This window comes from Peribacillus simplex NBRC 15720 = DSM 1321, from assembly GCF_002243645.1.
Taxonomy (GTDB): Bacteria; Bacillota; Bacilli; order Bacillales; family DSM-1321; genus Peribacillus; species Peribacillus simplex.
Genome location: NZ_CP017704.1, coordinates 5,204,550 through 5,217,770 on the forward strand (window position 1 = coordinate 5,204,550; position 13,221 = coordinate 5,217,770).

Genomic DNA, 13,221 nt, shown 5'->3' on the forward strand with positions numbered 1-13,221 from the left:
TTATTACTATTAAGGAGTGGAGCCCAAATGACCTTCAAAATATTGTTAACGGATTACGAATTTGAGCATTTGCAATATGAAGAAGAGGTTTTTCAAGAAAGCGGACTGGATATCGATTTCATCAAAGCGCAATGCAAAACGGAAGAAGAAGTAATGGAGAAGGCAAAAGAAGCGGATGCAATCTTAAATCAATATGCTCCTATCTCACGCCGAGTCATTGAGTCGCTTGAGAACACCAAAATCATTTCCCGCTATGGTGTTGGCGTCAATACAATTGATCTCAATGCGGCTAAGGAAAAGGGGATTACTGTCGCCAATGTACCGGATTATGGCATGGAAGAAGTATCGAATCATGCATTGGCACTTTTACTTTCGTCGGCGCGGAAAGTGACACTGTTAAACAAGGAAGTGAAAAAAGGTAACTGGGACTTTAAAGTGTGTGTACCGATTCATCGTTTTAACGAGCAAACTGTTGGGGTTCTAGGCTTTGGCCGGATTCCGCGCCGTTTGATTGAAAAGGTGAAACCGCTCGGTTTTAAAACTGCTGCTTACGACCCTTTCGTATCGGCGGCAGACATGGCTGCTGTCGGGGTTCAAAAAATGGATCTTGACGAAATTATAGGCGAAGCCGATTATTTGTCGATCCATGTGCCCTTAATTGATGATACATACCACCTGATCAATGAGGAGCGCCTTAAACGAATGAAAAGTAATGCGGTCATCATTAACACGGCACGTGGACCGATAATCGATGAAAAAGCACTTTCCTATGCACTTGAAAAAGGGATAATTGCAGGTGCAGCACTTGATGTGACAGAAAATGAGCCAGTCCGCATCGATAGCCCGCTACTCACAATGGACAATGTCATCATTACACCGCACAGCGCCTGGTATTCTGAGGAAGCGATGGTTGAACTTCGTCAAAAAGCAGCAAGAAATATCGTTCAGGTCTTAAAAGGAGAAAAAACACCATACGCATTAACCTAAGAAAGGGGAAAAATATGAAAATAGCGACTTTTTCCGTGCAAACCGAACAGCACATCGGCATTGTTCAAGATGATCAAATTATTAGCTTAACGGTTCTCGGTCCAGAAGAATTTCCTTCTTGTATGAAAAAATTTATAGAACGAGGCAGCGAATTGCGTTCACGTGCTGAACAGTTAATCGAGCAACGGGTAAATGACGATGCAATATTCAAACTGTCAGAAGTAAAGATCCTGCCGCCAATCGCAAAGCCGGATAAAATCATTTGCGTAGGACTTAACTATTTTGATCATTGCAAGGAAACCGGGATGGAGCCGCCAGATTCGCCGGTCATTTTTTCAAAATATGCGAATGCGATTGCCGGACATAATGATGCGATTGAAATCCCAATTAATTCAACCGAGGTCGACTTTGAGGCAGAGCTTGCGTTTGTCATTGGAAGAGAAGCGAAACATGTGTCAGAAGAAGAAGCGTATGACTACGTCTTTGGCTATACGATTATGAATGATATTAGCGCCCGAGATTTGCAATTTCAGGACGGCCAGTGGTCAAGAGGCAAAACGGCGGACACATTTGCTCCATTTGGACCTGTTGTCGTTACACATGAAGAAGTGGGTGATCCTCACAATCTAGCGATTTCGCTTGAACTAAACGGTGAAATTATGCAGGATTCAAATACAAGCAACCTAATTTTTACGGTTCCGAAAATCATATCATTTTTATCACAGTCCATGACACTAAAGCCAGGTGATTTGATTGCAACAGGTACACCACCTGGCGTTGGAATGGGACGTAATCCGAAAATCTGGTTGAAAAACGGTGACCGGATGAACGTCAGTATTGAGAGAATCGGCACGCTTTCTAACTACGTAAAAGCCTGACAAGAGAGAAAGAAGATGATGACATGGATGTTGTAACTATCGGAGAAACAATGACAGTGTTTACACCGAATGAAGAAGGGCCGATTCCTCACATCCCTCTTATGCCAACTGGCGGTGTCAACCTTGAAAACCTCGCTTCTTTTTTTAGGCAGGGGCCATCGCGGCGGGACTTGCGGTTCATTGATCAATCCTGCGAAATTGATTACAGATGAAGATTACAACAGGCTGGCAGAAACGGCAAAAAAATTCTCGGCTATCGTACAAAAAAGTTAAAGCAGTCCGTCGCTTAAATGAATGTCAGTTCATAGGCGCTGGCTGAAAGTATGGATGGTGTGTTATTTCCTCCTTTCCGACCAATTTGATGTATCTCGTTCATTCTTTTAGTAGTCCATCAAGGATGTTATTGCTGGTGGACAGTAGATAAATTCAGACAAACCAGAAAGGGGAAAAGTGCTATGTTAATAGAAAAGTACAGAAATCTGCAGGGTATTCTCCAAAAAATGGAGTCGGTTGTGGTCGCTTTTTCAGGAGGGGTGGACAGCACGTTTTTGCTAAAAGTCGCGATTGATACTTTGGGTTATGATAATGTGTTAGCCATTACAGCAGATTCGGAAACCTATCCTTCGAGTGAGTTGAAAGAAGCCCTTATGCTATCAAAATGGATTGGTGCCAACCATCGTGTCATTCAAACTTCGGAATTGGCCATTCCTGGATATACATCAAATAATCAAAATCGCTGTTACTTTTGTAAAAGTAGTTTATTTGACCACCTGCTTCCTATACTTGAAGAATATGACTTTAATAATATTATTTATGGAGTTATTGCTGATGATGCAAACGAATTTCGTCCAGGCATGAAAGCAGCTAAAGAAAAAGGAATCAGGGGACCTCTTCTAGAAGCCAATTTATTCAAAAAAGAAATAAGAGCATTGTCCAAGGAAGCCGGTTTGCCAACCTGGGATAAACCGTCATTTGCTTGCCTATCCTCACGAATAGCATATGGCGATATCATTACGAAGGAAAAATTAACCAAAGTGGATAAATCAGAGGCTTACTTAAAATCATTGGATATTCATCAGGTAAGAGTCAGGACGCATGAGGATACTGCCCGAATTGAAGTTGAACCCGATGATATGCCGCGAGTGCTTCAATACCATGTGGCGATCACGAAACGGCTGAAGCAATTTGGTTATAAGTATGTATCAATGGATCTCACGGGCTATACAAGCGGAAGTATGAATATAGCGCTTAAAAAGGAAGAAATGCTATGATTGACGATATTTTGGAGCTGGTTCAAAAGGGTTCATTGACAGTCGCGGAAGCAAAGGAAAAACTTGCATCCTATGAAAATTTAGGGTTTGTAAAAATCGATCATCATCGTAAGAGAAGACAAGGCTTTCCCGAAATTGTGTTTGGAGAAGGGAAAACAGCTGAACAAATTTTAACGATTGTACAATCACTGCGGGCAAGGAATGATTCTGTACTTGTGACTCGTATTTCTCCGGAAAAAGCAGTATTTGTACAAAAAGAATGTAGTGATTTTGAGTATAACGATATGGCACGAACACTTGCATGGGTTAAAGAAAAACCTAAATCTGTTGGTTCATATATTGCAATTGTGTGCGCCGGGACATCAGATTTGTCCGTTGCTGAAGAAGCAGCCGTGACGGCCGAAACACTAGGTATTCCAGTCAGGCGTATATACGATGTTGGTGTTGCTGGACTGCACCGCCTCCTTGATAATATTGACGAGATACGAGGGGCTACGGTATCAGTTTGTGTCGCGGGGATGGAAGGGGCACTTCCAAGTGTTTTAGGTGGCCTTGTCACGAATCCAATTATTGCTGTGCCGACAAGTATTGGTTACGGTGCTAATTTTCACGGTTTATCGGCACTGTTATCGATGCTCAATTCATGCGCATCGGGTGTAAGTGTGGTGAACATCGATAATGGATTTGGTGCAGCCTACAATGCAGCGATTATATACAAACTTGTACATAAGAGGGAGGTCAATTGTGATGAGGACTTTATATTTTGACTGCTTTTCCGGCATAAGCGGAGATATGGTTATTGGTGCATTGATTGATGCAGGTGCAGACCCTGTACAAATGGAAGAAGAGTTAAAAAAGCTGAACATAGATGAAGAATATAATCTGTCATGGGGGAAGGTCGTCAAAAATGGCATTACGAGTACTAAATTTGATGTCATTCTTACCAGTAAATCAGAGCAAACACATGAACACAGCCACAGTCATGGACACGAACACAGTCATGAACACGAACACAACCATAGCCATGTGCTTCACCATCATCATGGCAGTCGTACCTACAAACAAATTGTGGAGGCTATCAATGAGGCAAACTTTAATGAATCGGTAACGAACAGGTCACTAGCCATTTTTAAGAAGATTGGTGAAGCGGAAGGGCACATACACGGGCTTCCTCTTGAAAAAGTTCACTTTCACGAGGTAGGAGCAGTAGATTCAATAATAGATATAATCGGAGCTGCAATTTTAATCGATCAGCTAGGTATTGAATCAGTTCAGTCATCAGCCATTCCAACTGGATCTGGACATATACATATTGATCACGGCATATATCCTGTTCCTGCACCTGCCACTCTTGAAATATTAAAGGGGGTACCGATTGCATCAAACGATATTCGATTTGAATTGACAACGCCGACCGGTGCTGCCATCGCGGCAGTTTTAGCTGAAACATTTGGCTCGCTTCCAGCCATGACTGTCGAATCGATTGGCTATGGTGCGGGAACAAAAACATTTGAAAATCATCCGAACGTCCTTCGCATTATCATTGGGGAAATTCAATGAACCGACCACCTGATCATGAGCATCTTGATGAACAAATGGTAAAAATGGAAGTGAATCTTGATGATATTTCCGGTGAATGGCTTGGACATGTAATGGATTTGCTGTTTGAATCAGGAGCAAATGATGTATATTATACGCCAATCTTTATGAAAAAAAATCGACCGGGGGTGTTATTGCAACTTCTCTGTTCACAGCAGATGATTTTGAAAATGAAAAAGATATTATTTGCCGAAACGACGACGCTCGGTATACGCTACCATCCTCTTACCGTGCACAGGCTCGAACGATCTTTTTTCACTGTACATACACAATGGGGAGAAGTGACGATAAAGAGAGGGTTCCATGGGGGTTTGCCCATGCAGCAGGCACCTGAATATGAAGATTGCCGTAAAATTGCCGTACAGAACAATATACCGCTTAAACAGGTGTATGAAGAAGTATGGAAGTGTCTCGGGGAGGTGGTAGAGAAATGAGTTTGGTGTCAATTCTCTCATTAGGCTTCCTATTGGGGATAAAGCATTCGTTAGAGCCGGATCACGTTATTGCAGTAGCAACCACGGCAGGAAATACGAAAAAATTATCGCGTTCCACTCTGACGGGGGTGTATTGGGGAATAGGCCATACATGTACGCTGTTTCTTATAGGGATGCTGTTCATTTGGATGAAAGGGGAAATTCCGGAGTCGTTAAGCATGACGCTGGAATTTGGCGTTGGTATTATGCTTGTTATGCTAGGGGCGAAAAATTTGTTTAAAAATCGCCATAATATCACGAACGATAAAGTTCGATTTCGTCCTTTTGTGGTGTCTGCTTTAATTGGGTTCGTCCATGGTCTCGCGGGCAGTGCCGCAATGGTCATCCTAACGATGTCGACCGTAACCGGTATAGGCGAAGGATCCATTTATATTATTATATTTGGCGCAGGGACTATTATTGGCATGTTGTGCTTTACAACTTTACTAGGCATACCGTTTGCTTTGAATGGAAAAGACATCGTTTTAAACCGAATATTCATCAAACTGGCAGGAGCTATAAGTTTTGCATTCGGACTTTATTATATATACAAATTGGGTGTAGCAGAAGGCTTGTTTGCGCTCTGGGCTAATTGATTTACTTTATAAGCATGACTGTAATCTCAGGCTGTCTGTAACCCATAGACAGTCTCTTTTATATTTATTAATTCATCAATTCTCAGAAAAAAAGGGCCACAACTGACAAAAGGCTTGTCTTAATGGGCATTCTTCAATGGACATGTCCATGTAAATTTCGGGGTATATTGTAACTGATATGAATCTCTAATTATTATTCTGCAATAATGTTTCAAGGTTTATTATTATCTGTAGATGGAGGATAGGATAGGATAGGATAGACATATATAATAAGACCCTATGACACTGCTAAGCCATTTTTTTAGGAATGGTAGTGTCATAGGAGCCTTTTTTTAAAAAAAAGTCACGAAAACGAGGTTTTGCTGTAGCCGCTAGGCAGATATACGTTTATTTCTCCTTTGGAGAATCCATATTTCAATTGCACCCGAGCCAAGCAATACTCCTGAAACAATGAAGATAAGTCCAATGAAATGTGCAGGCACGATGGCTTCATTAAGGAAAAATGCTGCCCCTAACAAAGAGAATAAGGTGTTTAAGTTAAGAAATATGGATGATTCAGCTGCGCCTACCTTACCAATGGCATAATTATAGCTCATGTGCCCCAGGGCAGTGGCAAAAATAGCGGAGAATAAGAAAGCTCCCCAGATGGATGGCGGTGCTGTTGCCAGCGAAGATAAGCCCTCTGGTTCCTTCCATAAGCTGATGGCAAAAAGAATAAAAGACCCGATAAGCATCATGTAGCCGGTTAGTAATCGTGGATCCATTGTTTTTGAGGCTTTATTAATGAGTATGAAGCTCAATGCCTGTGAAAGAATGGAAAGTAAAATATCCACATCTCCCAGATTAATAGAATGAAGTCCTCCACTTCCTGCCATAACGGTAAAACTCACACCTAAAGCACCGCATATAAAGCCAAGAAGCCGGATTAAAGTGGGTTTTTTACGAAAGAATATCATGGTCAAGATGACCGTCAATATTGGCCCCATGCCCAAAATCAGTCCAGCATTCGAGGCGGAAGTCTTCGTCAATCCCTCAGCTAAAAAATAATGATGAAAAACGACACTCAAAAATGCTCCTCCAAAAACGTAAAAAAGTTCACTTTTTTTAGGAAGACGTATTAATCCAAAGAAGAAAAGGATAATAATGACTATAAGGGATGCAGTAAAAATTCTCAAAGAAGTTATTGTTACGGGCTGCGTATTCGCAACTAAAATTTTAATAACTGAGACATTTAACCCCCATGTGATCATTATTCCGGTAAGTAAGATGTATATTCTCAAAAAACTCATTCCAAACAACCTTTCAAACTTATTTAACAATTGATATATTATACAACTTTCTCCAAATTAATAGCAAAGAGTAAAATTTGATTGAAATCCATAGGATGAAAAATCAGAAATTATTAATCATTAATAAAAAGGGAAGAAATAACCCCTTCCACTTACCTTAATATGGTTTTTTTATCATAAATTTAGCTGAAATATAATATGAAAAACATTAAATAAAAATAAAATTACAAATTATCAAACTTTTCTATTGTTTTTGGTAGGGTTTTCATTTACAATTTCCTTATGATTTACCAAACCGGTTTAGTAACTAACTAAATCGATTTAGCAATGAAGCAATGAAAGTGATATGATCAAATGTTTTTGTTTTTATTTGTGATTGTTCGAAAGAAGGAGGTACTGTATTGTCATCAAAATATGGTGTTTTAACGCTGGGCGACGCCATGATTACGCTAAATCCCGAAGAGACAGGACCTTTAAGATTCGTTACCCGTTTTGAGCGAAAGGTAGGAGGCGCTGAACTGAATTTTGCGATTGGCTGTGCAAGGCTTGGCATGCGGGCAAAATGGATAAGCCGTTTAGGCAAGGACGAGTTCGGTAAAGTTATATATAATTTCGCTCGTGGGGAAGGCGTGGACATGAGTGATGTTGCCTATGTAAATGGATATCCAACATCTCTTAACTTTAAAGAAATTCGGGAAGATGGTTCCGGAAAGACATTTTATTACCGCTACCAATCTCCTATTTTAACTTTATTGCCGGGAGATATAACAGAGAAGATGTTTGAAGAGATTGATATAGTCCACCTTACTGGAGTATTTTTGGCTATAGATCCCAAAAATGTGGATATTGCCAAGAGGGTAATGGAGATTGCAAAACAAAAAAATATACCTGTTTCTTTTGATCCGAATATCCGCTTAAAGCTATGGTCCATCGAGGAAGCTAGATCAGTTTATTATAATATTTTTCCATATGTTGATATTTTGCTTACAGGTTTAGATGAAATAAGATTGATCATCGGAACTGACTCTAAAGAATTATTGGCGGAATTCGCAAAGGTGAATGATATTGAACAGCTTGTCATCAAGGACGGGAAACATGGTTCAAAACTATATACCAAAAATGAATGGCATGAAAAAGAAGCCTTCCCTGTTATACCTGTAGATACTGTTGGTGCGGGAGATGGTTATGATGCCGGTTATATTTACGGATATCTTCATGGCTTATCAATTGATGAAAGATTGACATTCGCAAATGGTGTAGGAGCTCTTGTCACCACTGTTGCAGGGGACAATGAAGGATTACCATATTTGGATGAAGTAAAGCCTTTCATACAGAATGAGGCTGTTATAGAAAGATAGATGACTGAAAGAAATGAGGGGAGAAAATGGCAACAGTAACGATACAAGCCGAGGAAGCAAAACGATTAGTCATACAACAGCTGACCAAAGTGGGTTTAAATGAAGAAAATGCAGGAAAAATCGCGGAAGTATTGGTTCATGCCGATCTCAGAAATGTCAATTCCCATGGTGTTTTGCGAACAGAGCATTATGTGAACCGTTTACAGGCAGGAGGCATAAATCCCGATGCACAGATTTCCTTTCAAAAGACAGGGCCTGTTACCGGTGTAGTTGATGGAGATGATGGTTTTGGGCATGTGATTGGCGACGTGGCCATGGACCATGCAATCGAAATGGCCCGAAATAATGGCGTGGGCATGGTGACTGCTGTTAATAGCAGCCATTGCGGAGCACTAAGCTATTTCGTTCAAAAAGCTGCTGATGCAAAGTTGATTGGCATCGCGATGTCACATACCGATAAAATTGTGGTCCCGTTCGGAGGAAAAACATCATTTCTTGGTACAAACCCAATCGCTTACGGAGTTCCTGCCAAAACGAAGAAACCCTTTATTCTTGATATGGCAACATCCAATGTTGCGCTGGGGAAAATCCTCCAGGCACGCGAAGAAGGAAAGGAAATCCCTGAAGGATGGGGAGTGGATGAAAATGGAGCTCCGGTCACAGACCCGAATAAAGTCGTCTCTCTTTCCACTTTCGGAGGCCCGAAAGGCTATGGTCTATCTGTAATTGTAGATGTGTTTTCTGGATTATTGGCCGGTGCGGCATTTGGCCCGCACATTGGGAAAATGTATGACGATCTTGATAAGAAACGGAAGCTGGGACATTATTTTTGTGTAATTAATCCTTCGTTCTTTACGGATACTGATATATTTTTAGAGCAAATGGATCAAATGATCGAAGAGCTGCAACAGGTTGAACCTGCTCCAGGGTTCGATCGGGTATATGTACCAGGTGAGATTGAACAAATCAATGAAGAAAAAAACCTGAAACAAGGTATTACGATAGCATCAAGTGTTTATGAATTTCTTACAAAGTAGGTGGAAAAATGAAAGCGGTTCAAGTACGGAAAGCTCATGAACTTATCATTCAAGAAGTGGAAAAACCCCGGATTTCGAATTCGACGGATGTCCTTGTAAAAGTAAAAAGAGTCGGAATTTGTGGATCGGATATGCATATTTACCATGGTACTAATCCTCTTGCAACGCTGCCGCGGGTCGTTGGGCATGAAGTAGCAGGAGAAGTTGTGGAGATAGGTCAAGGTGTTGCCAACATAAAAGTGGGGGACCACGTTGTTGTTGAGCCTATCAGTTATTGCGGAGAGTGTTACGCTTGCCGTAAAGGTCGCCAAAATGTTTGTGAAAAACTTTCCGTTTTTGGCGTGCATGAAGATGGTGGGATGAGGGAATGGTTCGTCCTTCCCGAGAAACAATTACATGTTGTGGATTCCGCTTTAGCCTGGGAAGAAATAGTATTGGCTGAGCCATACACAATTGGCGCACAGGCCGTTTGGAGAGGCGAAGTGGAGGAAGGGGAAACCGTTCTTATCCAGGGAGCTGGGCCTATTGGAATTTGCATATTAAAGATGGCAAAGCTTCAAGGAGCATCAGTGATGATCACGGATTTAAGTTATGAGCGTTTGGAATTCGCTAAAGAAAGCGGCGCCGATATCATCGTCCATGCGGGAAAAGAAGATGTTCAAAAACGAGTAGAAGAATGGACGAATGGCGAAGGTGCCAACGTCGTCATTGATGCAGTATGCTTGCCGACGACATTTGAATTGTCCTTTGATGTTGTGTCAACGGCGGGGCGGATTGTGGTACTCGGTTTTGATGAACGTCCTTCATCGGTTTCCCAGCTACCAATCACTAAAAAGGAAGTATCTGTGAAAGGATCTAGATTGCAAACCGACCAGTTTCCAAAAGTGGTTAAACTTTTGAATGAAGGCAAACTCAGACATGAAGGTTTAGTTACCCATACATTTTCGCTCGATGATATCCAGGAAGCATTTAATTTTGTTGAAAATCATCCCGAACAAGTTCGAAAAGCGATCATCGTTTTTAATTAAGGGGGTAGGAAACATGGATAAACATTCAATCATACATCAAATAACGGAAACGAAAGTTGTTGCAGTTATCCGGGGACAGGATGCAAAGGAGGCGGCACAACTGTCTAAAGCAGCTGTGGAAGGTGGTGTTCGGGCAATCGAATTGACGTATACAACACCGGGAATTGAAGAAGCTTTCAAAGAACTGCAAAATACGGATGCACTTTTAGGAGCAGGATCGGTACTTGATTCTGAAACGGCACGACATGCGATTTTAGCTGGCGCCAATTTCATCGTCAGTCCCTATTTTGTCAATGACGTAGCAGAACTCTGTAATCGATACGGCATTCCCTATATGCCTGGATGCATGACAATTAGAGAAATGGCTACGGCATTGGAAGCGGGCTGTGATGTTTTAAAGTTATTTCCGGCAAACCATTTCGAACCTTCTTTCATCAAGTCAGTTAATGGTCCACTGCCCAATGTAAGGATCATGCCAACCGGCGGAATTAATTTGGATAACATGAAGGACTGGCTTAATGGAGGCGCGGTAGCAATCGGGATCGGCAGTGACTTGAACAAAGCCTATCAGAATGGCGGCTATGAGGCCGCAGTGGAGTTAAGCAGAAAATACATGCAGAAAATTGCGGAATGATGGAGGTGCATGATGAACATTACATTTAGATGGTACGGGAAAGACAATGATACTGTTACATTGGAGCACATTAAACAGATTCCCGGAGTGAAAGGGATTGTCTGGGCACTACACCAAAAACCTGTTGGTGAGGTATGGGAAAAGGAAGAAATTAAAGAAGAAATCGAGTATATCCAATCATTTGGTTTTCACACGGATGTCGTAGAAAGTGTAAATGTCCATGAATCGATTAAATTGGGTAACGAAGAACGCATGATCTATATAGAGAAATACAAAGAGACGATCAGGAATCTTTCGGAAGCTGGAGTGAAAGTCATTTGTTATAACTTCATGCCGATCTTTGATTGGACTCGGACGGAAATGTTCCATCCTTTGGAAGATGGCTCAACTGCCCTGTTTTATGAAAAGGCGAAAGTGGATACGTTAGATCCGCAAGATTTAATTCGTACTGTAACGGAAGCTTCTGATTTAACTTTGCCAGGTTGGGAACCAGAAAAAATGGATCAAATCTCTGAATTATTTGAAGCTTACAAAACTGTGGACGAAGAGCAGCTATGGGCGAATCTGGAAATATTCCTAAAAGAAATATTACCTGTTGCCGAGGCTTGCGGTATAAAAATGGCAATACACCCGGATGATCCGCCATGGTCCATTTTTGGCTTGCCAAGAATCATCACCGGAGAGTCGAGCTATGAAAAACTGATCTCGATTTCGGATTCACCATCGAATGCGTTCACCATGTGTACAGGCTCGATGGGGGCAAACCCTGAAAATGATATGGTCCAGGTGGCTAAAAAGTATGCAAACCGTTCGCCTTTCTCCCATATAAGGAATGTGAAGATTTATGAAAATGGTGACTTTGTGGAAACATCCCATCATACCCAGGATGGATCTATCAATATACAGGGCGTCGTGGAAGAATTGAATAAGCAAAATTATACTGGTTATGTCAGACCGGATCATGGCCGCCATATATGGGGTGAAGTTTGCCGCCCAGGTTATGGTTTATATGACAGAGCACTGGGAATCATGTATTTGCTCGGATTATGGGATGCATATGAAGCTGGTAAATCAGGTGTTGAATCATGATTCCCATCCATGAAAACTTATCAAACAGGGTGGCAGTGATCACTGGAGGAAGCGGTGTTTTATGTTCCAAAATGGCTGTGGAATTGGCCCGTCATGGTGTCAAGATAGCTATTTTGAACAGAACGGCCGAAAAAGGGCAAGAAGTGGTCGAACTCATTGAACAAACAGGGGGCACTGCGATATCCATTGCGGCAGACGTTTTGGATAGAACCTCATTGGAGAATGCAAGAGGAAAAATAATAGAAACATTCGGAAGAGTGGATCTATTAATAAATGGAGCTGGAGGCAATCATCCTGATGCCATTACAGCTCCAGAGAAATATGGGGAAGAAGCAGAAGGAAAATCCTTTTTTGATTTAGATGAAAATGGTTTCTCCCAGGTTTTTGCCAGTAATTTCACCGGTACATTTTTGGCCAGCCAGGTTTTTGGGAAAGAGTTATTGCAAGTGGAAGCACCAGTTATCCTAAACATATCTTCCATGAGCGCATACGCTCCAATGACTAAAGTACCAGCATATAGTGCTGCCAAAGCTTCGATAAATAATTTTACCATGTGGATGGCAGTTCATTTTGCCGAAGAAGGTTTACGGGTGAATGCCATTGCTCCAGGATTCTTTTTGACGAAGCAAAATCGGGATCTTCTGCTTAATGAAGACGGCAGCCTGACGGCAAGGTCAAATAAAATCATAACTTCAACACCCATGAAGCGTTTTGGGCAACCTGAAGATTTACTTGGTACCTTGCTTTGGCTCGTTGATGAATCCTATTCGGGTTTTGTTACAGGAATTACGGTACCAGTCGATGGGGGTTTCATGGCATACTCAGGCGTCTGAATTCAGATCTAATAAAAAGGCAATCAAGTGACCTATTGTATATTAGTTGATTGAATTTGTTACACGGTATGGGAAATTGACTTTTTTACTGCATCAGAAGGTGATTGTAAAGCTTTACTTATTATAATAGAATATTCCTTATATACTAA

General features: G+C 41.4%; 15 protein-coding genes. 14 read left to right on the top strand and 1 reads right to left on the bottom strand.

Annotated features, from left to right (window positions below):
- Positions 1 to 27 precede the first annotated feature (27 nt).
- From BS1321_RS25140 to BS1321_RS25170, 8 genes are all read left to right on the top strand, one after another.
- On the top strand, positions 28 to 987 hold the full coding sequence (locus BS1321_RS25140; protein WP_063235046.1) for a C-terminal binding protein: 960 nt from the start codon (positions 28 to 30) through the stop codon (positions 985 to 987).
- 14 nt (positions 988 to 1,001) lie between these two features.
- Complete coding sequence (locus BS1321_RS25145; protein ID WP_063235045.1) at positions 1,002 to 1,865, top strand: fumarylacetoacetate hydrolase family protein; 864 nt, start codon at positions 1,002 to 1,004, stop codon at positions 1,863 to 1,865.
- A gap of 123 nt (positions 1,866 to 1,988) precedes the next feature.
- On the top strand, positions 1,989 to 2,138 hold the full coding sequence (locus tag BS1321_RS27715; protein ID WP_155726501.1) for a hypothetical protein: 150 nt from the start codon (positions 1,989 to 1,991) through the stop codon (positions 2,136 to 2,138).
- A gap of 182 nt (positions 2,139 to 2,320) precedes the next feature.
- Entirely contained in the window at positions 2,321 to 3,136 is an 816-nt protein-coding gene (gene larE / locus BS1321_RS25150; RefSeq protein WP_063235043.1) for an ATP-dependent sacrificial sulfur transferase LarE, read from the top strand.
- Positions 3,133 to 3,903, top strand: coding sequence for a nickel pincer cofactor biosynthesis protein LarB (larB, locus tag BS1321_RS25155; RefSeq protein WP_063235042.1), 771 nt, complete (start codon positions 3,133 to 3,135; stop codon positions 3,901 to 3,903). The genes larE and larB overlap by 4 nt, the downstream gene beginning before the upstream one ends.
- On the top strand, positions 3,884 to 4,696 hold the full coding sequence (gene larC, locus BS1321_RS28445) for a nickel pincer cofactor biosynthesis protein LarC (RefSeq protein WP_063235041.1): 813 nt from the start codon (positions 3,884 to 3,886) through the stop codon (positions 4,694 to 4,696). The genes larB and larC overlap by 20 nt, the downstream gene beginning before the upstream one ends.
- Positions 4,693 to 5,169 (top strand): nickel pincer cofactor biosynthesis protein LarC2, encoded by a 477-nt coding sequence (gene larC2 / locus BS1321_RS28450; RefSeq protein ID WP_063235040.1) that lies wholly within the window; start codon positions 4,693 to 4,695, stop codon positions 5,167 to 5,169. The genes larC and larC2 overlap by 4 nt, the downstream gene beginning before the upstream one ends.
- A complete protein-coding gene (locus BS1321_RS25170) occupies positions 5,166 to 5,804 on the top strand; it encodes an urease accessory protein UreH (RefSeq protein ID WP_094246665.1) in 639 nt (212 codons plus the stop codon). The genes larC2 and BS1321_RS25170 overlap by 4 nt, the downstream gene beginning before the upstream one ends.
- A gap of 371 nt (positions 5,805 to 6,175) precedes the next feature.
- Here BS1321_RS25170 and BS1321_RS25175 read toward each other — a convergent pair whose 3' ends face one another.
- Entirely contained in the window at positions 6,176 to 7,093 is a 918-nt protein-coding gene (locus BS1321_RS25175; RefSeq protein ID WP_063235038.1) for a DMT family transporter, read from the bottom strand.
- Between the two features lie 401 nt (positions 7,094 to 7,494).
- On the opposite strand from BS1321_RS25175, the gene BS1321_RS25180 reads away from it, so the two are divergent.
- Genes BS1321_RS25180 through BS1321_RS25205 form a run of 6 tightly spaced genes read left to right on the top strand, consistent with a single transcriptional unit; the run spans position 7,495 to position 13,072 of the window.
- On the top strand, positions 7,495 to 8,451 hold the full coding sequence (locus tag BS1321_RS25180; protein ID WP_063235037.1) for a sugar kinase: 957 nt from the start codon (positions 7,495 to 7,497) through the stop codon (positions 8,449 to 8,451).
- A gap of 26 nt (positions 8,452 to 8,477) precedes the next feature.
- Complete coding sequence (gene allD / locus BS1321_RS25185) at positions 8,478 to 9,488, top strand: ureidoglycolate dehydrogenase (RefSeq protein WP_063235036.1); 1,011 nt, start codon at positions 8,478 to 8,480, stop codon at positions 9,486 to 9,488.
- Positions 9,489 to 9,496: 8 nt separating this feature from the next.
- The gene (locus BS1321_RS25190; RefSeq protein ID WP_063235035.1) at positions 9,497 to 10,516 is read left to right on the top strand and encodes a zinc-binding alcohol dehydrogenase family protein; all 1,020 of its coding nucleotides are present in this window, start codon (positions 9,497 to 9,499) and stop codon (positions 10,514 to 10,516) included.
- A 13-nt stretch (positions 10,517 to 10,529) separates the two neighbouring features.
- Positions 10,530 to 11,150 (top strand): bifunctional 2-keto-4-hydroxyglutarate aldolase/2-keto-3-deoxy-6-phosphogluconate aldolase, encoded by a 621-nt coding sequence (locus BS1321_RS25195; RefSeq protein WP_063235034.1) that lies wholly within the window; start codon positions 10,530 to 10,532, stop codon positions 11,148 to 11,150.
- Between the two features lie 12 nt (positions 11,151 to 11,162).
- Positions 11,163 to 12,239, top strand: coding sequence for a mannonate dehydratase (gene uxuA, locus BS1321_RS25200; RefSeq protein ID WP_063235033.1), 1,077 nt, complete (start codon positions 11,163 to 11,165; stop codon positions 12,237 to 12,239).
- Positions 12,236 to 13,072 (top strand): SDR family oxidoreductase, encoded by an 837-nt coding sequence (locus BS1321_RS25205; protein WP_063235032.1) that lies wholly within the window; start codon positions 12,236 to 12,238, stop codon positions 13,070 to 13,072. Before uxuA ends, BS1321_RS25205 begins: the two co-directional genes overlap by 4 nt.
- Positions 13,073 to 13,221 lie beyond the last annotated feature (149 nt).